Origin of the sequence: Novosphingobium anseongense (assembly GCF_037482895.1) — a bacterium.
In the GTDB taxonomy this organism is placed as follows: Bacteria; Pseudomonadota; Alphaproteobacteria; order Sphingomonadales; family Sphingomonadaceae; genus Novosphingobium; species Novosphingobium anseongense.
Map to the genome: position 1 here is coordinate 270,340 of NZ_JBBHJZ010000002.1, position 18,839 is coordinate 289,178.

General features: G+C 67.9%; 21 protein-coding genes. 8 read left to right on the top strand and 13 right to left on the bottom strand.

Annotated features, from left to right (window positions below; translation table 11 throughout):
* Positions 1 to 3: 3 nt before the first annotated feature.
* A complete protein-coding gene (locus WG901_RS09930) occupies positions 4 to 387 on the top strand; it encodes a VOC family protein (protein WP_339586909.1) in 384 nt (127 codons plus the stop codon).
* Entirely contained in the window at positions 387 to 842 is a 456-nt protein-coding gene (locus WG901_RS09935; RefSeq protein ID WP_339587697.1) for a YiiD C-terminal domain-containing protein, read from the top strand. The genes WG901_RS09930 and WG901_RS09935 overlap by 1 nt, the downstream gene beginning before the upstream one ends.
* A gap of 9 nt (positions 843 to 851) precedes the next feature.
* On the opposite strand, the gene WG901_RS09940 is transcribed toward WG901_RS09935, so the two are convergent.
* Positions 852 to 1,328 carry a PilZ domain-containing protein gene (locus WG901_RS09940; RefSeq protein ID WP_339586910.1) on the bottom strand — a complete coding sequence of 159 codons (477 nt, stop codon included), beginning with the start codon at positions 1,326 to 1,328 and terminating at the stop codon, positions 852 to 854.
* Positions 1,329 to 1,494: 166 nt separating this feature from the next.
* On the opposite strand from WG901_RS09940, the gene WG901_RS09945 reads away from it, so the two are divergent.
* From WG901_RS09945 to WG901_RS09955, 3 genes are read left to right on the top strand one after another with little or no spacing between them, the layout of a single operon-like run.
* A complete protein-coding gene (locus WG901_RS09945; RefSeq protein WP_339586911.1) occupies positions 1,495 to 2,352 on the top strand; it encodes a cupin-like domain-containing protein in 858 nt (285 codons plus the stop codon).
* Between the two features lie 5 nt (positions 2,353 to 2,357).
* A complete protein-coding gene (locus tag WG901_RS09950) occupies positions 2,358 to 3,332 on the top strand; it encodes a polysaccharide deacetylase family protein (RefSeq protein WP_339586912.1) in 975 nt (324 codons plus the stop codon).
* Entirely contained in the window at positions 3,332 to 3,892 is a 561-nt protein-coding gene (locus tag WG901_RS09955) for an arsenate reductase/protein-tyrosine-phosphatase family protein (protein ID WP_339586913.1), read from the top strand. Before WG901_RS09950 ends, WG901_RS09955 begins: the two co-directional genes overlap by 1 nt.
* Here the strand turns inward: WG901_RS09955 and WG901_RS09960 are convergent.
* From WG901_RS09960 to rpe, 7 genes are all read right to left on the bottom strand, one after another.
* On the bottom strand, positions 3,864 to 5,042 hold the full coding sequence (locus tag WG901_RS09960) for a carboxylate--amine ligase (protein ID WP_339586914.1): 1,179 nt from the start codon (positions 5,040 to 5,042) through the stop codon (positions 3,864 to 3,866). The two genes, WG901_RS09955 and WG901_RS09960, sit on opposite strands and share 29 nt — an antisense overlap.
* 2 nt (positions 5,043 to 5,044) lie before the next feature.
* The gene (locus WG901_RS09965; protein ID WP_339586915.1) at positions 5,045 to 5,506 is read right to left on the bottom strand and encodes a Fur family transcriptional regulator; all 462 of its coding nucleotides are present in this window, start codon (positions 5,504 to 5,506) and stop codon (positions 5,045 to 5,047) included.
* A gap of 20 nt (positions 5,507 to 5,526) precedes the next feature.
* Positions 5,527 to 6,228, bottom strand: coding sequence for a peptide-methionine (S)-S-oxide reductase MsrA (gene msrA, locus WG901_RS09970; protein WP_339586916.1), 702 nt, complete (start codon positions 6,226 to 6,228; stop codon positions 5,527 to 5,529).
* A 10-nt stretch (positions 6,229 to 6,238) separates the two neighbouring features.
* On the bottom strand, positions 6,239 to 6,388 hold the full coding sequence (locus tag WG901_RS09975) for a hypothetical protein (protein WP_339586917.1): 150 nt from the start codon (positions 6,386 to 6,388) through the stop codon (positions 6,239 to 6,241).
* Positions 6,389 to 6,514: 126 nt separating this feature from the next.
* The gene (purH, locus tag WG901_RS09980) at positions 6,515 to 8,107 is read right to left on the bottom strand and encodes a bifunctional phosphoribosylaminoimidazolecarboxamide formyltransferase/IMP cyclohydrolase (protein WP_339586918.1); all 1,593 of its coding nucleotides are present in this window, start codon (positions 8,105 to 8,107) and stop codon (positions 6,515 to 6,517) included.
* Positions 8,108 to 8,356: 249 nt separating this feature from the next.
* Positions 8,357 to 10,264 carry a heparinase II/III family protein gene (locus WG901_RS09985; protein WP_339586919.1) on the bottom strand — a complete coding sequence of 636 codons (1,908 nt, stop codon included), beginning with the start codon at positions 10,262 to 10,264 and terminating at the stop codon, positions 8,357 to 8,359.
* Positions 10,265 to 10,930 (bottom strand): ribulose-phosphate 3-epimerase, encoded by a 666-nt coding sequence (rpe, locus tag WG901_RS09990; protein WP_339586920.1) that lies wholly within the window; start codon positions 10,928 to 10,930, stop codon positions 10,265 to 10,267.
* 295 nt (positions 10,931 to 11,225) lie between these two features.
* Between rpe and WG901_RS09995 the strand changes: the two genes are divergently transcribed.
* Positions 11,226 to 11,723 (top strand): DUF2141 domain-containing protein, encoded by a 498-nt coding sequence (locus WG901_RS09995; RefSeq protein WP_339586921.1) that lies wholly within the window; start codon positions 11,226 to 11,228, stop codon positions 11,721 to 11,723.
* Positions 11,724 to 11,761: 38 nt separating this feature from the next.
* On the opposite strand, the gene WG901_RS10000 is transcribed toward WG901_RS09995, so the two are convergent.
* The 5 genes from WG901_RS10000 to WG901_RS10020 all read right to left on the bottom strand — a co-directional run bounded on the left by WG901_RS10000 (position 11,762) and on the right by WG901_RS10020 (position 16,465).
* Positions 11,762 to 12,511 (bottom strand): phosphocholine cytidylyltransferase family protein, encoded by a 750-nt coding sequence (locus WG901_RS10000; protein WP_339586922.1) that lies wholly within the window; start codon positions 12,509 to 12,511, stop codon positions 11,762 to 11,764.
* A 76-nt stretch (positions 12,512 to 12,587) separates the two neighbouring features.
* Positions 12,588 to 13,688, bottom strand: coding sequence for an inositol-3-phosphate synthase (locus WG901_RS10005; RefSeq protein ID WP_339586923.1), 1,101 nt, complete (start codon positions 13,686 to 13,688; stop codon positions 12,588 to 12,590).
* Positions 13,689 to 13,884: 196 nt separating this feature from the next.
* Positions 13,885 to 14,526, bottom strand: a complete 642-nt coding sequence (locus WG901_RS10010) for an HAD family hydrolase (RefSeq protein ID WP_339586924.1) — start codon at positions 14,524 to 14,526, stop codon at positions 13,885 to 13,887.
* A complete protein-coding gene (locus WG901_RS10015) occupies positions 14,523 to 15,236 on the bottom strand; it encodes a phosphocholine cytidylyltransferase family protein (RefSeq protein ID WP_339586925.1) in 714 nt (237 codons plus the stop codon). Before WG901_RS10015 ends, WG901_RS10010 begins: the two co-directional genes overlap by 4 nt.
* A gap of 104 nt (positions 15,237 to 15,340) precedes the next feature.
* A complete protein-coding gene (locus WG901_RS10020; RefSeq protein ID WP_339586926.1) occupies positions 15,341 to 16,465 on the bottom strand; it encodes a CDP-alcohol phosphatidyltransferase family protein in 1,125 nt (374 codons plus the stop codon).
* 186 nt (positions 16,466 to 16,651) lie between these two features.
* Between WG901_RS10020 and WG901_RS10025 the strand changes: the two genes are divergently transcribed.
* Both WG901_RS10025 and WG901_RS10030 read left to right on the top strand, forming a co-directional pair.
* Positions 16,652 to 17,560, top strand: a complete 909-nt coding sequence (locus tag WG901_RS10025) for a CDP-alcohol phosphatidyltransferase family protein (RefSeq protein WP_339586927.1) — start codon at positions 16,652 to 16,654, stop codon at positions 17,558 to 17,560.
* A 63-nt stretch (positions 17,561 to 17,623) separates the two neighbouring features.
* Positions 17,624 to 18,820 carry a M20 metallopeptidase family protein gene (locus WG901_RS10030; protein WP_339586928.1) on the top strand — a complete coding sequence of 399 codons (1,197 nt, stop codon included), beginning with the start codon at positions 17,624 to 17,626 and terminating at the stop codon, positions 18,818 to 18,820.
* The last annotated feature ends 19 nt before the right edge of the window (positions 18,821 to 18,839 follow it).

Genomic DNA, 18,839 nt, shown 5'->3' on the forward strand with positions numbered 1-18,839 from the left:
CCGATGTCGCTGCTGACCGCAAAGCCGATCGCCTTCATACTGACGGCCGACCGGAGCAAGGCGAAACCGTTCTACGCCGGCGCGCTGGGCCTGCCGATTCTCTCCGAGGACGATTTCGCGGTGACCTTCGATCTTGGCGATGGCGCCACGATCCGACTCACCGACCTGCCCGGCCACACCGGCGCGAGCCACACCGTGCTCGGCTGGGGCGTGGCCGACATCCGCACCGCGGCGGCCGAACTCAAGGCCAAGGGCGTGACCTTTCGCGTCTATGAGGGCTTCGGCCAAGACGCCGACGCGATCTGGAGCCCGCCGGGCGGCGGCGCGCAGGTCGCCTGGTTCACCGATCCCGACGGCAACGTGCTGAGCCTCACGCAGTTCGCGTGATGGAGCTTCGCGATCTCGAAGAATACCTGCACCGCCAGATCCCGCTCTCGGCGGCGATGCAAGTTGCGGTGCGATCGGCTGCGCCCGATTCGGTCGTGCTGGCCGCGCCTCTCGAACCCAACATCAATCACAAGCATACGGCTTTCGGCGGCTCGGTTTCGGCCCTCGGCATTCTCGCCGCCTGGTCGCTGGTCCACCTTCGTCTGACCGCCGAGAATCTTCGCGGCGAGATCGTCATCCAGTCGAACAGCATGGACTACGATCGCCCGATCGCCGGCGCGTTCACTGCAGTTTCCGCGCTCGCCGATGTCGAGGCCTGGCCCGGTTTCATCCGGATGCTTACGCGCAGGAAACGCGCGCGAATCGCGGTGCGCTCGGAGCTGATCTATCGCGGAGAAGTGGCCGGCTGCCTGACGGGCAGGTTCGTCGCCTTCCTCGAAGACGACGGGACCTGAAGCCCCCGGTCAGGGCAGGATCGAGATCTCGACGAAATCGTCCTCGGTCCAGCGCAGGACCGCCTTGTGCTCGCTGTCGGGCAGGACGACCGTGACGCTGAGGCCTTCGCGGAAGCGCCGGTTGTGGCGCAGCGAGACGAGTTGCGCCCGCCGCCGGTCGCGCCGGACCGCGGGCAGACCGACCGGCCCGTCGACCGCGCGTTCGAAGGCTATGCCGCATTCGGCGCCTTTCACCCAGGCGACGCGTCCGACGAGATCGAGATCGGGGCCGAAACGCAGTGCGACGGTCTCGCCCACGGCCATGGGCCGGTCGAGCGACAGGCGCACGCCATGACCTGAAATGTCGCCGCAGAGCGCGGACGCGGTGCCATCGCCGCGCGCGACAGCGATCGCCGCGCCGCGGGCGTCGAGCCGTTCGGTCTGCCGGCGTTCGCTCCGGCGACGGCGCTCGGTCGCGCTGGTTCCCAGAGGAGTAAGCATGTTCATGCGGCGATCGTCTCCTGCGCGCTCTGCACGGTTCCAAGCGACGAGCGTGTAACGCCCAAGGCTTTCGACCTCGTTAAGCAGAGCGCGAAAACCCCGGGACAGGGGAGACCAGACGGCCTGCAAGGCGAACCCACCGTTAACCCCTGCCGACTATAGTAAGCCTGCCATGACCAGCGATCTGTTCCCCGCGGCGGCGCTTGCCACGCTCAAGCAAGCCTATCCGAACACGCCGTGCCGGATCGGTCATGGCCTGATCGGCCACCCGCTGCTCGCACTCGACAGCCTGGCCGAGCTTGCCGGTACGCTTCCGGCGGACAGCGTCGAGCACAATCTCGGCGCCATGCCGATCGGCATCGACCCGCAGGACATTCCCGCCAGCGACCTGGGCATCGTCGAGACGATCCGCACGATCGACGAGAGCAAGTCCTGGGCCGTGCTCAAGCGGATCGAGCAGGACCCGCGCTATGCCGAGCTGCTCGGCAGCGTGCTGGCGCAGCTCGAACCCGTCGTCCGGCCTCGGACCGGGCCGATGCTCGAGCTCGAAGGCTTCGTGTTCATTTCCTCGCCCGGTTCGATCACCCCGTTCCACTTCGATCCCGAACACAACGTGCTGCTGCAGCTGCGCGGCTCGAAAACCATGACCGTGTTCCCGGCGCACGACGACCGCCTGGCCGATCCGCGCATCCACGAGGCGTTCCACCTCGGCCAGCATCACCGCAACCTGCCCTGGCAGGACGAATTCGGCGCCGCCGGCCAGGCCATGACGATCGAGCCCGGCGAAGCACTCTACGTGCCGGTCAAGGCGCCGCACTGGGTGAAGAACGGTCCGGAAGTCTCGATCTCGCTGTCGGTCACCTGGCGCTCCGAGTGGAGTTTCGCCGAAGCCGATGCGCGCGCGTTCAATCACATGCTGCGCGGGCTCGGCCTTAGTCCCGCGAGCCCAGCGCCTTTCCCCAACCGCAACCTCGCCAAGTCGCTGGGCCACCGCGCGATCCGCAAGCTGCGCGGCGGGCTGGGCCGCTGATCCCGGTGACTCAGGTCTACATCACGATCGATACCGAATATTCGGCGGGCATGGTCGTGCAGCAGGGCACCGACTGCCGCGCCGAGAACTTCGCCCGCGCCATCGCCTGCGAGACGCCCTCGGGACCGGTCGGCATCGGCTACCAGCTCGACCGGTTCGACCGTCATGGACTCAAGGCGGTGTTCTTCGTGGATCCGATGCCGGCACTGGTCTGGGGCGTCGCGGCGATCGCTGACGTCGTCGGCCCGATCGTCGCGCGCGGGCACGATGTCCAGCTTCACCTGCACACCGAATGGCTGGAATTCGCGGGGAGCGCCAATCCGCTCGGCACGCGGACCGGCACGCATATCAAGGACTTCGCCTTCGATGAACAATGCCGCCTGCTCGCCTATGCGCGCGACACGCTGATCGCCGCGGGGGCACCCGCACCGATCGCCTTCCGCGCGGGCAATTACGGCGCCAACGACGATACACTGCGCGCGCTCGCCGAAATCGGCCTGGCCTACGACACCAGCCATTGCCCGGGAATCGCCGGATCGGACTGCGCGATCGGCCTCGGCGCCGACGATCGCCTGCCGGTCGAGCGCTACGGCGTGATCGAAGTGCCGATCGGCGCGATAGCCACGCGCGGCGACGGACTGCGCCACGGCCAGCTCACCGCGCTTTCGGCCGGCGAAATCCTCGCCGCGCTGCGCCACACGCGCTCGCAAGGCGGCGAAAGCTTCACCCTCGTCTCGCACAGCTTCGAACTCGCCAGCCGCGACCGCCTGCGCACCAACCAGATCGTCAAGCGCCGCTTCGAGCAGGTCTGCGCGGGCCTCGCGCGGATGGAGGGCGTCACGACGGCGACCTATGCCGATGCCCCGCCCCGGCTCCCCCGCACGCCCGCGCCGCAGCGCGTGCTGCCACACAACCCCTGGCGCACCGGCCTGCGCCTGGTCGAGCAGGCCGCCGCCAACGCGCTTTACGGAGGCGCCTGATGCGTCAGTGGATCGACGATCGCTTCGGAACGCCGCGCGGCGCCGTGCGCCTCGGCCTGTCCTATGCCGAAGTCGCCGGGGGCTTCGCACCGATCCAACGCCCGGAGCGCGATGCGGTGCGCCGGCTGGTCTTCGTCTGCCACGGCAACATCTGCCGCAGCGCCTTCGCCGAGGCGATCGCGCAGCGCGAGGGCTATGCCACGGCCTCGTTCGGCCTCTCGACCAGCACCGGTAGTCCCGCGCATCCGCCGATTGCCGCCATCGCCGCCGAGCGAGGGCTCGATCTGTCACCGCACCGCACGACACGGGTCGAGGACTTCGTGCCGCTGCCCGGCGACTATCTGCTGGCGATGGAAGTGCGCCACTTGCGCAAGATGGCGACGATTCCGGCGATCGCGGCCCTGCCGCGCGGGCTGCTCGGCAGCTATGCCGGGCTTCCGCTGCCGCATCTGCACGATCCCTACAAGCTCGGCGACGGCTATACCCGCGTCTGCCTGACGCGCGTCGAGGATGCAGTCGAACGGCTCTGCGCTAGCTTCCCCGCCGCAAGGCGCGCCTGACGATCGCGAGCATGTCACCGAAGAACGGCTTGGGATCGCGCCAGGACCAGACGTAGTAGCGGACCCGCGGATCGCCGAAATCGGCGAGGAAACCGATCGTTGCGCGCAGGCGCCTGCCCAGCGGCAGGCGCGAATCGCGCAGGATCGCAACGATGTGCTTGCTATCGGGGATGACATAGCGCGCCCGGCGTGATTTCAGCTCCGGCTGCGCCGCATCGCTTTGACCCAGCACGCGGCAGCGATAGGTCTCCCAGGCGAAATGCGCGCCGGCATGATAGGCCAGCGGGATCGAACCCCAGAAGCGGCCGTTGATCTCCATCAGCCAGTAGCTGCCGGTGGCGGGATCGTGACGATATTCGACCATAGCCGGGCCTTCCCAGCCGATCTCGCGCAACAGGGCCTCGGAGAGGTCCATCTGCGCCTGATGCTGGTCGAGCGGCACGGCTTCGCAGAAACTCGATACGCCGCCCGTCGGCGGCCATTCGCGCAGGCGCTTGTGCTGGAAGCGCAAGGTCGCACGCCCCCCGTGCATGTGCAGCATCTGGCCAAGGCCCTGGCCCGGGCACCAGGTCTGGACGAGCGGCCAGAGGCCGACGGCATCGTAGCGGCGCAGGATCGCGAGCAGTTCCTGGGCCGACTTCGCATATTCGACCTTCTCGAGATCGAGCCCCTGCGCGGCGAGAGCCGAGGCGACATCGTTGGGATCGGGCCACTTGATCGCGACCGGATAGGCCAGCGCCGCGGCCTTTTCGGCGAAGTTCTCGCCCAGAGCGGGCGACCAGCTCGCCGGCACGCTGATCCCTACGCGCGCCGCGGCGGCAAAGGTCCGCTGCTTGTCGAGCACCGTCGCGAGCCTGCCGGCATCGGGGACGAGCACCCGGCAGTCGCCAAGCGCACCCTTGAGCGCCGCCAGTTGCAGCAGGTGATGCTCGGAATAGGCGAGAATCGCCTCGATGCCATGCTGGGCGACGAGCTGCGGCAGCCATTCGGCGATTGGCGCCGAAGTCCCCACGAAATGCTTCACGTGCTTGGAATAGCGGCCGAGCGCCTGCGGCGTCTTGCCCTGGGCCAGCAAGGGCAGCCCCCGTTCGCCCAGTTCGCGGATCACGGTAAGGCCGATCGGGCTATCGGCTCCCAGGACGGCAATCATGCCTAGGAGCAGGCCTCGCACATGCCGCGCAGCTCGACCACCGGGCGCACGTCGGCGAAACCGGCCTGCTTGGCCGCACCGATCAGCGCGCCGGTCAGCTTGTCGTCGTCGATGTGGACCACCTGCCCGCACGAATCGCAGATCAGAAAGATGCAGTCGTGGCGGCAGCCCGGATGGCTGTTGGCAACATAGGCGTTGGCGCTCTCGACCCGCCGCGCGAGGTTGGTGCGCACGAAAAGATCGAGGATACGGTAGACGCTGTTGGCCGCGACGCGTTTGCCGCGCAGCGCCGAGACCGCCTCGGCGATGTCGTAAGCCGAAGCCGGCCGGTCACGCTCGGCGAGCGCGGTGAACACGTCGGCGCGCATGTCGGTCCATTGCTCGCCCGAATCGACGAGCGCGTGACGCGCCGCGTCGATCAGGTTCTCGCCGCTGTGCTCGTGATGATGATGTTGCCCGGACATGGCACCGATATAGGCAGCAATCAGCGGCTGGTGAAGCCGGCCTTGTAGTAACCGGGGAATAGCTGGCGCAGCGCTGCCACCTTGGGCGCGTCCCAGCGGCGGATATAGGGATGATCCGGGTTCGCCAGCATGAAGTCCTGGTGATAGGCCTCGGCCGGAAAGAACTGCCGGTAGGCCTCGATCCGCGTGACGATCGGCGCGCGCCAGACGCCCGAGCCGCGCAGCTGCGCGAGATAGGCCTCGGCGACCGCGCGCTGCTCGGCGCTCAGCGGCACCAACGCATTGCGATATTCGCGGCCAACGTCGGGTCCCTGGCGATCGAGCTGGGTCGGATCGGTGACGACCGAGAAGAACACACGCAGCAGTTGGTCGTAGCGCACGCGCGCGGGATCGTAGGTCACGCGGACCGATTCGGCGTGGCCGCTCGCGCCGCCGTGTATCCGCTCGTAACGCGCGGTCTTCGCATCGCCGCCATGATAGCCCGAGACCGCGCTGGTCACGCCGCGTACGTGGCTGAACACGCCTTCCACGCCCCAGAAGCAGCCGCCGGCGAAGATCGCCGTCTTAAGCCCGCGCGGTTCGCTCGCCTGGCGCTGCGCGAGGGGCGCGACCACGGTGGCCTCGGCCGCCTGGGCAGGGCTGGTAGCAAGCTGCTGGCAGGCGGCGATAGCCGCGAGCGCTGGGAGCAGGAGAAGCCGGCGGAGAGAAGCGGAGAGCTTCACCGCCGCGCGCTTACTGAGCCGGCGCCGCGACAGCGGACGTCACCATGCCGCCGGGCTGTTCCTGCGTGCCGCCGATGCCGATCGTCGCGAGCACGAGCATCGCCCCGGCACCGAAGCCCAGGGCGAGGTAGCGATAGAACTCGGCGTTGAAGATGGTCATGGCAGCAGCTCGTGATTCGTCGGTAGGAAGGCTCCATGCCACCGCTGCTCTTGCAACGAAGTGAATAAAGCCACATTCCCGCGGCCGAACCGACGAAATGCGCCGGACGCGGATCGAACCGTCTATTTAGTGACGGAAATGCCGCATTCCAGTGAAGACCATCGCAAGATTTGCTTCGTTCGCCGCAGCAATGACTTCGTCGTCGCGGATCGAGCCACCCGGCTGAATGATCGCAGTGGCACCCGCCTCGGCCGCAGCAAGCAGGCCGTCGGCGAAGGGGAAGAAAGCATCCGAAGCGACCGCCGAGCCGACCGTGCGGGCCGAGGCCCAGCCATAGGTCTCGGCCGCTTCCTTGGCCTTCATCGCGGCGATGCGCGACGAATCGCGGCGGTTCATCTGACCCGCGCCGATGCCCGCGGTGACGCCGTCCTTGGCATAGACGATCGCGTTCGACTTGACGTGCTTGGCCACGGTCCAGGCGAACAGGCAGTCGCGCACCTCCTGGTCGGTCGGCTGGCGCTTGGTGACGATCTTGAGCTGATCGCGCGTGATCGAACCCGTATCGCGGTCCTGCACGAGCAGGCCGCCGGCAATGACGATCTGGTTGAAGCCCTGGCGCAGCGGATCGGGCAGGCCCTGGCTGATCAGCAGGCGCAGGTTCTTCTTCTTGGTGAAGGCCTCGCGCGCGGCCGCATCAGCGCCCGGGGCGACGACGACTTCGGTGAAGATCTTGCAGATCGCCTCGGCGGTGGGGCCATCGAGCGGCACGTTGGTGGCGACGATGCCACCAAAGGCCGAAACCGAATCGCAAGCCAGCGCGGCTTCCCAGGCTTCGAGCAGGGTCGGCGCCGTGGCGACGCCGCAAGGGTTGGCGTGCTTGACGATAACGACCGTCGGCGCCTGGCCGGCGAACTCGCCCGCCAGCTCGAGCGCGGCATTGGCGTCGTTGTAGTTGTTGTACGACAGCTCCTTGCCCTGGACCTGCTCGGCCTGGGGGATGCCGGTGCCGAGCGAGGAGAAGGTCGGCAGGTAGAGCGCCGCGGTCTGGTGCGGGTTTTCGCCATAGCGCAGGGTCGTGGCGAGTTTGCTCGCGACCGCGCGCGTCGGCGGGAAGTGCTGCTGCTGGTCGGTGCGCGCGAACCAGCCGGCGATCGCGGCATCGTAGCTCGCCGTCGCGGCGAAAGCCTTGGCCGCCATCGCCTTGCGGAAGTCGATGCGCGTCGCGCCGTTCGTCTCTTCGAGCTCGGTCAGCAGGGTCGCATAGTCGGCGGGATCGGTCAGGATCGTGACATAGGCGTGGTTCTTCGCCGCCGAGCGCACCATCGAGGGACCGCCGATGTCGATGTTCTCGATCACCTCGTCGCGCGTGCCGCCCTTGGCCACGGTCTCGCGGAACGGGTAGAGGTTGACGACGACGAGGTCGATCGCGCCAATCTCGTGCTCGGCCATCGCCTTGGCGTGCTCGGCGTCGTCGCGCACGGCCAGAAGCCCGCCGTGGACCTTGGGGTGCAGGGTCTTGACGCGACCGTCCATCATCTCGGGAAAGCCAGTCAGTTCGGACACGTCCTTCACCGTCAGCCCGGCATCGCGCAGGGCCTTGGCCGTGCCGCCGGTCGACACCAGCTCGACCCCGCGCGCGGCGAGCGCCTTGCCGAGATCGGCGAGTCCCGCCTTGTCGGAAACGGAAAGCAGCGCGCGGCGGACGGTCACATCGGTCATGGGTGGGGCTCTCGTTGCTGGCGGAGGAGTCGCGGCTCCCCATAGGCCTTTGCGCACGATTCGCCAGCGCTGGCGGGCGTTTTTCCGCTGTTCGAACGATTGGAAAAAGCAGAAACGGGATTCACGCGCAGACGCAAAGAACTGACGCCTGGCCAAAGGTCTCGCTTATCATCGCAATGCCATGGGGAGAAAGCGGCGTTGCCGCGGGCGCTTATTCTTCGCGTCTTCGCGTGAGAAACCCTACTCTTCTCAGCTCATCTTCTTGAGCAGCCAGGCGAAGTTGCCGCCCCCGCGCGAGACCAGGCCGCTGACCACGAGCTGCTGGATCGGCATCGGCCGGCCCTGCCCGTCGACCCAGAACGAATCCTCGACCGAAACGTCACCGCCCGCGGCGCGGAACTGCCAGTAGGAGCCGTCGGGCAAGGCGATGCCGACGCCCTTGCCGTCCTCGGACAGGCCGAGCTCGATATTAGGGCCAAGATGGAAGCGAATCGCGAAACCGACCTTGCCACGCTTGCCCTTCTTGCCCGTGGGCACGAGCAGATCCTCGCCGCGCAGCTCGTTACCGTCGTCGCGCAGGATCAGGATGCGCCGGTGGACCAGGCCATAGCGCGCGGCGTAGCCGTTGTGGCTGCCTTCGAGCCGGGTCGCGCGGCCGCGTCCCTTGGTACCGGCATCGCCCTCGAGCGTACGGCGGTCGATGTCGACCTCGGACACGCCCGAACCGATACCGCCGTTGATCAGCACCGCCGTCGAATTGGCGTCGTCGAGCACCAGGGTCGAATGGGCCGCCGTGGCGCGCAGGCCCTGTTCGAGCCGTACCGGGACGAGCCCGCCGGCACAGCCCGAACCGCCGCAGTTGACGACGATGCGGTGTCCGCCCTGCGAGAATTCGAAAGCCAGGGTCGAGGCGCAGCCGCTGCGCGCGTGCTTCGCCATCGGCGGCGGCGCCGCGTCGAACAGCAGCAGCCCTTTTTGCGCGACCACGCGCTGGAAGCCCCACTGGCGCACGTCGCGCAAAGGCCGCGTGCGTACGCCGCTGGCATCGACCAGCCGCGCGATCGTCTCGGCGTCGATTGCCCAGGAGCCCTGCCACGAGCCGAGCGAACCGTCGCCATGGGTCAGTGCCAGCAACGGCGGCACGAGCACGGCGATCAGATTGTCGAGCGAAGCTGGCGGCTCGCGCCGGGTCGCGCGGTAGCAGGCACGCAGGGTGACGAGGAGGGCGATCGCCTCCATCTGGCCGAGCGGACTGCGCGAGAGCACGCCGCCGTCGTCGCCCATCAGATCGCCGAGCGCGCGGATCAGCCCTGCCTCGCCATAGAGCCGGCGCGCACGACCGTCGGGCAGCAGCAGCCCCGCGGCGACGATACCGCACCAGCCGGCGACGGCGCCGAGCAGGTCTTCGGCGCGGGCGACGTTCTTGTCGAGCCAGCGCGCGCCCTCGCTGATCGCGCTGAGAATCCGCGCACGCAGGCGCTTGTCCTTGCCTGACAGGATCAGCGGCGCCTGGACCAGCCAGTTGAGCTGGCGCGCGCCGGCATTGGCCAGGCTCCAGGCCGGCCCCTTGCCGGGCTTCGACGGCGGCTTGCCATTGGCATCGAGCCAGCAGGCAATGATCCGCTCCGCGACGGGCGCGCCCTGCTCGCGCGGGCAGCTCGCCTCGAGATCGGCGAGCCAGGCGAACGAATGGACCACGCGCTCGAGCGGCGGGGTCATCCGGCCGGCGCCGGCAAAGTCGATCTGCGCGATCGGCGTCTTGGCGCCGTGGACCAGGAAATGGCCGGCGCGCAGCGCGGTGCCGCCGGCGCGATCACCGGGCAGCGGATTGGAAACGGTGGCCAGCAGGCGGGTCTTGCTGGTCTTGCCCATAGGCGAGGACAGCATCGAGCCGGGCACGCCGAGCCGGTAGGCGAAGCGAACCAGCCATTCGCCGGCGCCGAGGGGCGGCGGCGAAAAATCGGCGAGCGCCAACGCGCGGCCGGGCTCGATCAGCTCGCCGCGTCCTGCCGCGATTTCGGTCTCGGCATCAGGATCGCTGCCGCCCGTCTCGATCAATCCGCTCTCCTCGCCCGCTGCGACCAGCGGAATGGCTCCGTTGTCGGCGCCGGAGCGGCGCGTTGCGGCGAGATCGGAAATGGCCGTCTCGCCAATCATTCAGTCGCCCAGAGCCTTGAGTGCGGCGATATTGGCGGCATAGCGATCGGGCCCGCCGCGGAAGGTCGCCGTACCCGCGACCAGCACGTCGGCACCGGCCTCGACGCAGGACCGTATCGTCCCGACGTCGACGCCGCCGTCGACCTCGAGCCGAATGTCGCGGCCCGACTTGTCGATCATCTTGCGCACCGCCTCGATCTTACGGAGCTGGCTCGAGATAAAGCTCTGACCGCCGAAGCCGGGATTGACGCTCATGATCAGGACCAGATCGATGTCGTCGATCAGATAGTCGAGCATCTTGGCCGGCGTGCCCGGATTGAGCGAGACGCCTGCCTGCTTGCCCAGACCCTTGATCGCCTGGACCGTACGGTGGATGTGCGGCCCGGCTTCTGGATGAACCGTGATGATGTCGGCGCCGGCCTGGGCGAAGGCCTCGAGATAGGAATCGACGGGCGAGATCATCAGGTGAACGTCGAAGGGCTTGGTCGTGTGCGGACGCAGTGCCTTCACCACCATCGGGCCGATCGTAATATTGGGGACGAAATGTCCGTCCATGACGTCGACATGGATCCAGTCGGCCCCGGCAGCGTCGATCGCGCGCACCTCCTCGCCGAGGCGCGAGAAGTCGGCGGACAGGATCGAAGGCGAAATCAACGGCGCGGACATGGAACTAGCTCCTTGGCACGGCGATTAGACACCACATCTTGGGGCGACAAGGACGGGACGTGGCTTTTTCCACACGCGATGGCTTTATGCGACGACCGCAGCAGAGCTTGCGCCGGATTGCGGGCTGTGGGGGTTGCGCAAATTCAGTCTGTATTCAGCGCCCGAATCGCATATGGAGCCTGTTCGAAGGGGGCGCAGGCTCCCTCGCGCTGGCCTCTTCGCCTTGAAAGCAACACATTGTTGCTGAGAAAGCCGCCCCCGCCATACCCGATTCATTGTCAGGACCGACTAGCCCATGACCTTGCCCAGACGTCTGAGCGCCGCCGCGCTCGCCTGCGCCGCCGCACTGACCCTGTCCGCGAGCCCCGTTGCCGCCCAGCCGGCCGCCGCGCCGCCTCCGGGCTGCACCGGCACACCCAGCTCGACCTGGATCAACGTCGTCGCGCAGGGCCTGCGCAGCGGCAGCGGACTGCTTGCGGTTACACTGTACGAAGACAAGCCCAGCAAGTTCCTGGTTCGCCACGGCTCGCTCTACGTCGGCCGCGTCAACGCGGAAGCCGGCACCACGCGCATGTGCATCTTCGTGCCGAAACCCGGCGTCTATGCGCTGGCGCTCTATCACGACGAGAACGGCAACCGTTCGTTCGATCGCACCGGAATCGGCTTCCCGGCCGAGGGCTTCGGCTTCTCGAACAACCCGCCGACGCTTGCCGGCCTGCCGTCATTCCGCTCGGTCCGCCTCAACATCCCGCGCTCGGGCCTGACCACGCGCGTCCAGATGAAGTATCCGTAAGCGGATAGATCCCTCCCCGACACGGGGAGGATCAGGTGTTAGCCGTAGATTTCCTTGAGCTCGGCCGGGGCCTCCGCCTCGGCCAGCGCGTGGGCGCGCGGATCGTCGACGTCGAGCCACCAGGCCTCGCCAATGTCCATCGTGCCTGCGCGACCCGCGTCGGCGAGCCGCTGCATGCCGTCGGACAGGCTGCCGGCCTTGCCCGCGGCAACGGCCGCGGCGATCGCTTTGGCCAGTTCGGGCGTCGCCAGGAAGGCGCCGCAATCGACCGCATCGTATTCGAGAATCGTCTTGCCGATCGCGCGGATGCGGCCGCAATCGTCGGTGGAGACCCAGGTCGCATCGTCGGGGTCGATCAGCGGGCTGGTAACGCGGCGGTCGACCGCCAGGGTCACGCCGCGCTCGTCCGAGCCGGCACGCGCCAGATCCTTGAGTATCCCGGCCGAAAAAATGTGATCCGCCATCATCAGCAGATAGTCGCCGTCGATCCGTGCCGCGCCGGCCATGACCGAGAAGCCGTTGGGCTTCGACCAGTCCTCGACGCGCTCCGCGACGACCGGAATGCCGGCCAGTTCGGCTAGGCCCGGCAGCGCCGCCTCGACGCGCTCGGCCGCATGGCCGGTGACCACGACGACGCGCGTCGCCCCCGCGGCGGCGGCCTGGCGCACGCCGAGTTCGATCAGCGGCACGCCCGCGACCGGGGTCAGCGGCTTCGATTCGGAGATGTCCCGCAAGCGGCTGCCGTATCCCGCGGCGATGATCAGCGCTTCCATCGTCCCTTTCGGCATCGTCCCATCCGGTAATATGACAACGGCGCCGGTCAGAACGAGCTGACCGGCGCCGTCAATGTGCAGATCGCTGCGCTTACTCGGCGGCGAGCGCCGTGTCAGCGATGTACTCTTCGACCATCTGCGCGGCGACGTCGTCGTTGAACTGCTGCGGCGGATGCTTGCAGAAGTAGGCCGACGGACCGATCAGGGCGCCGCCCTCACCGCGCTCGAGCGCAACCTTGGCGCAGCGAATCGCGTCCATGACGCAAGCGGCCGAGTTCGGGCTGTCCTCCACCGAGAGACGCAGCTCGAGGTTCATCGGCACGTTGCCCCACTGATTGCCTTCGAGGCGCAGGAAGCACAGCTTGTTGTCCTTCTGCCAGGGAACGTAGTCCGACGGACCGACGTGGATGTTCTCGTCGGCCAGACGCTCCGCCAGCATGGCCTGAACCGCCTCGGTCTTCGATTCCTTCTTGCTGCCCAGACGCTGACGGTCGAGCATGTTCATGAAGTCGGTGTTGCCGCCGGTGTTGAGCTGGTAGGTGCGCTCGACCTGGACGCCGCGGGCGGCGAAGAGGCTGGAGAGCACGCGGTGGACGATCGTCGCACCGACCTGCGCCTTGATGTCGTCGCCGACGATCGGCAGGCGCTTCTCGCGGAAGCGGGCTTCCCACTCGGGGCGGCTGGCGATGAACACCGGCATGCAGTTGACCACACCGACGCCCGCTTCGAGCGCGCATTCCATGTAGAACTCGGTCGCTTCCTGCGAACCGACGGGCAGGAAGTTCACCAGGACTTCAGCGCCCGACGCCTTGATGGCGGCGACGATCGATTCCTTGGTGGCTTCGGCTTCGTCGGCGACGATGAAGCCGCGCTCGCCCATGTCGGTCATGTGCGGGGCGACGCCGTCCGAGACGCGGCCCATGATCACCTTCGCGCCCGTGGCGGGCACGTCGGCGTGGAACACGGCCGTGTTGTTGGGAGCCGCGAAGATGGCTTCGGCAATGTCCTTGCCGACCTTGCGTGCGTCAACGTCGACACCCAGCACAAAGTCGACGTCACCGGCGCCGTAGCCACCGATCCGGTCATGGATCAGGCCCTGCGAGGAATTGTTGGAGCGGTAGTGAGCAACCCCTTGCACCAGCGAACTGGCGCAGTTGCCCACGCCGATCACGGCGACCTTGATTGGCTTCATCAGATTTCGATCCCTTTCGAAAGACGCTTTGGCGCCCTATTCGCACGTCATTGTGAAATCACGCGGCAAAAGCAAGAAGTTTGCACGCGGTCAAGTCGGATGGTTGGGCATGATGGGGACAACCCGCCATTATCCAACCCTCGTGTGGCGGATTTGCCAGCCGCTGCGAATCGCCCGACTGCGCCGGCGCGCGCCGTTAACCGATCGGAAGCGTCGCGACAAGCTGGTCGAGCCCATCGAGCAGGACGATCGCGGGATCGACCGCGCGAAAGTCCTCGGGCCGGAACGCCGTGGTGAGCAGCGCGCGAAAGGCCACCCCGGTGTCGCGCGCGATCCGCGCATCGTTGGGCGAATCGCCGGTGAAGACCATCCGCTCGCGACCGAAACCGAAGCGCGCTTCGAGCGTGCGGAAATGATCCTCGCCCTTGGCGAAGCCGTCCTCGGGCCGGAAGCCGAGCGCGAAGTCCACCGGCCAGTCCTGCGCCAGCCGATCGACGTAGGCCTGCATGTTATTCGACGAGATCGCGATGCGGAAGCCGCGATCGCGCCATTCGCCGAACAGCCGCTCTACCGGAGCCGGCAAGGCAATCGCGCGCAGATAGCCGTCCTTCCATTGCTCGAATCGCTCGGCCACGGAGTCGGTATCGTCGCGGTCGGGATAGAGCTGGCGCAGCTGCTTCTGGAACGGCAGCCCCGAGGTCCGGAAATAGTCGCGCCGAGCGTCGTGCCAGGGCGTGGCGAGATGGGCCTCCATCAAGCTCGCCGCCTGGTCGGCATAGTCCTCCATCGTCGGCACCAGCGTGCCGTCGAGGTCGAAGACGAGCAGGGCGACGGTCATGCCCCCAGCCCTTCGCGGGCGAGGTCGAGGTCCTCCTGGGTATCGACCTCGTACCAGCGCAGGCCTTCGATCCACTGCAGCCGCGGCGCCGTCGCGGTATCGCGGGCCAGCCGCGCCAGCACCATCTCGACCGAAGCCGTGCGGACGTCGGCTTCGGCCGCGACCGCATCGAAGGCCCCCCAGTAGCGCGTGGTCATGTCTGCCCCGACCGCGGTGGTACCGATATAGGCGCCATCGTACTGCGTCAGCGTCTTGGCGATGTCGGTCAGGCGCTCGCCCGAGGCAAGGACCTTCATCTCGTCGTCGAGGATCGTCCGGTCACGCTCGCAGGCGATCGTCACGTCGGCGCCAGGCTGAAAATGACGCGTGTACATCGCAGCCGGGAACAGGTGATCGGCGTTGGTGACGACGAAGGGATCCCGCCCCAGCGAGGCACGCGCGGCGCGCAGCGAGGTGAGATTGCCAGCCTCGAGATCGAGGTTCCGCACGGTGCGGATCGGACTGTCGCGCCAACGCTGCCGGAGATGGCCCTCGACCTGATCGGCCTGATAGCCGGTGACGACGATCACTTCGGAGACGACGCTCAGCAGCGCCTCGACCGCGAAGTCGATGCAGGCGCGCCCGCCGACCACGAGCAAAGGCTTGGGCAGCGACGCGGTCGCCTCGCCCAGTCGGCTGCCGCGCCCGGCAGCGAGAATGACACCCCTCATCGTTATGACTTGGACTTTACACGCATCGTGCAGCGCGATGACGAAGCACGGTCACACCGTCAAGAACCTGCGTTAAGAGTCGACGCAAATGGCGCCAGCGGCGTTCAGGCCTTCAGATGCGCGGGCAGGAGGTCGCCGCCCTTGTCGGCCACGATGACCGGCGCGCACCAAAGGATCGCCGCGAGCCAGATGCAGATGCCGCCGAGCGCGAGCTGCGGCACGAGCCAGGGGACGCCGGCGAGGCAGAGACAGGCGGCGAACAGGGCGTAGAAATCGCGCTTGAACAGCTTCTCGGCAGTGAGCACGACCGCGGCAAGGCGCGGCGTATGCGAGAGGCGCAAGGCCAGCGCCTGTCGCAGCACGTCGAAGCTGCCGCGGCGAGGGCCGAGCCGCACCAGCAGCGCCATCAGGCTCATGCACAGCGCGGCGATGACGACCATCGCGCCGGCGACCTGGAGCTGGCCCATGCCGTAGGTCCGCACGAGGCCCACGGCGAGCCCGCCCACGAAGCCGAGATTGGCCAGCATGTCGAATCCCGTGTCGAGCACGGCGCCAGAGCGGCTGGTCTGATGGCTAACGCGGGCGATATCGCCGTCGACGCAATCGACCACCGACACCACCTGGTAGAGCAGGCCGCCGAGCGCCAGCCACCAGAGGCCACCATGCGCGAGCAGGATCGTCATCACCACGGCGATCGCGAAAGTGAACCAAGTGACGGCATTGGGCGAGACGTCCCGCTTCATCAGCCAGGCGGCCGTGCGGAACGAGATAGGCCGGTTGAGATGGCGACCGAACCAGCCCTCGCTCGGCTTCATCGAGGCCTGCAGCATTTGCCAGGTCACGGCATCGGGCGAGCCCGGTCCGAAACCATCGCCGGGCGCATCGAGCGCGGCCGCGGGATCCGCGACCAGCCGGCGCAGGCCCTGCGCGGTCGGCAGGCGATCGGCCGGGACCGTGACCAGCCGCGCCTGGGAGGCTTCCGGAATCTCGCCGACATCGGCGACGAAGACGACTTCGGGCAGCGGGCGTTCGCGCAGCGCGAAGCTGCGCAGCCAGTCGGTCGGTTCGGCGCGCGACGAAACCACGTAGATCGTCCGCGCGCCGACGAGATCGGCGAGAATCACCGAACGACCAATGCCGGTCAGACCGCCCATGCGCTGGCGAAGAAACGGAGATGTCGGGATCGCGACCGAGAAGTCCGGCGAGACCGCGGAGGAAGGAACGGACATTGCTATGGCGGAAACCGAAGATGCGTAAAACTTGCAGGCAATTTAGGTGCTCGCCCCAGCCACGTCCACTGCGAAACGTCTGCTCCCGCTCTGCCGCGCCGGTTGCCTTCGCGCGCGTCGCTCTCTAGGGAGCGGCCGGGTCCGCGCGGTGCGGGTCCGCCGCAGCCCCCACCGGGAGTTCCTCGCGTGACCAAGACAGGCTCTGGGACAGGCTCCGGAATGGGCGCCGAAGGCAAGGTCAGCCGCCCCGTGCGCGCCCGCGAGCTGCAGGATCCGCTCAACCACTATCTCTATCATCCGCTGGCCTGGCAGCTAGCCAAGCGCCTCGCACATACGCCGCTGACGCCCAACATGGTCTCGGTGATCGGTGCGCTCTGCGTGATCGGCGCGGCCGTGGCCTATGCCCAGCCGGGCTGGCCCGGGCCCGCGCTGCTCGGCCTGGTGCTGCACATGACCTGGCACGTGGTCGACGGTGCCGACGGCGATCTCGCGCGGATCACCGGCAAGAGCAGCCCGACGGGTGAACTCGTCGACGGGCTCTGCGACTATCTGAGCCACATCGTCCTCTACTTCGTGCTCGGCTGGCTGCTCGACCAGCAGATGGGCTGGACCGCCTGGCTGTTCATGGTGCCCGCGGGGCTCAGCCATATCGTCCAGTCCAACCACGTCGAGGTCCAGCGCCGCCAATACCAATGGTGGGTCTACGGCACGCCCTGGCTGCGCAATACGGCCAAGGGCCAGGACGCCACGGGCAAGGGAGGGCTCGGCGCGATCGTCGCCGCCTACCTGGAACTCGCCTCGGGCATGACGCCGCACGCCTTGCGCATCGATGCCGCGGTCGAGGCGGCGAAGGGCGATCCCGCGCGGGCAGAATTGATCCGCGCCGCCGTCCGCGCCGAAGCACCGCCGCTGCTGCTGATGTGCAAGTTCCTCGGCCCCAACCCGCGCGCGCTGGTGCTCGGCGCCTCGATGCTGGCGGGTAGTCCGATCTGGTACTTCCTCTACCAGGCGGTCGTGTTGAACGTCTTGCTCGTGATCTCGGTCAAGATGCACAATGCCGCCGCCCGCCGCATTGCCGCCGAGATCGGCGCCTAAGCCTCCGGCTCGACAGGGCTTCGCGCAAGGCTATCATGCACGGCCCGACAGCCGGAGCGCCCGATGACACTGCAAGACCTGATCGCCGGAGCCGGCGAACTCGCGCCCCGCATCACCGAGCTGCGCCGGGCGATCCACGCCGAGCCCGAACTGGGCCTGCACACGCCCAAGACGCGCGACAAGGTCCGCGCTGCGCTCGCCCACCTGCCGCTCGAATGGCGCGAGGGACCTTCGACCACCGGGCTCGTCGCCACGCTGAAAGGCGCCAAGCCGGGCCGCTCGGTGCTCTTGCGCGGTGACATGGACGCGCTGGCCATGCCCGAGGAGACCGGACTCGCCTTCGCCTCGACGATTCCGGGCACGATGCACGCTTGCGGCCACGACGCGCACACCGCGATGCTGGCCGGCGCGGCCGAGCTGCTCTGCGCGCGGCGCGACACGCTCGCGGGAGAGATCCGCTTCATGTTCCAGCCGGGCGAGGAAGGCTATCACGGCGCGCGCTTCATGCTCGAGGACGGGTTGCTGGACCCGCTCCCCGACGCGGCCTTCGCGCTCCACGTCATGCCGACCGCGCCGCACGGGCTGATCGCCGGGCGCTCGGGCCCGCTGCTCGCCGCCGCCGACCAGCTCGACGTGGTGATCGAAGGACACGGCGGCCATGCCTCGATGCCGCACCAGACGCTCGATCCCGTGCCCGTCGCGGCCGAGCTCGTGCTCGCGCTGCAGACGATGGTGACGCGCCGGTTCAACGCGCACGACCCGGTGGTGGTGACGATCACCAAGATGGAGGCTGGCACCGCGCACAACGTGATTCCCGACCGCGTATCGCTGCGCGGGACGATGCGCAGCCTGAGCCGCGAGAACCGCGCGGCTCTGGCCGACTCGGTGCGGCTGCTCGCGGCGGGGATCGCGGGCGCGCACGGACTGACCGCCGAGGTGACGATCACCGAGGGCTTCCCCGTCACGATCTGCGATCCGCGCGCGGTCGCGTTCGGGGAGGACCTGAGCCGGCAGATGTTCGGCACCCAGAGCTTCCTGCGGCTCGACGATCCGATCATGGGCGCCGAGGACTTCGCCTATGTGCTCGACAAGGTGCCCGGCGCGATGTTCTTCCTCGGCGTCAGCCACGCCGGCGAGGACTGGACCCGATGCTGCGGCATCCACTCGACCAAGATGATGCTCGACGAGAGCGTCATGCCGCAGGGCGCCGCGTTCCTCGCGGGGCTTGCGGCCGATTTCCTGGAAAACGGCTTCGCATAAGCAAAGCCCCTGCAATCCC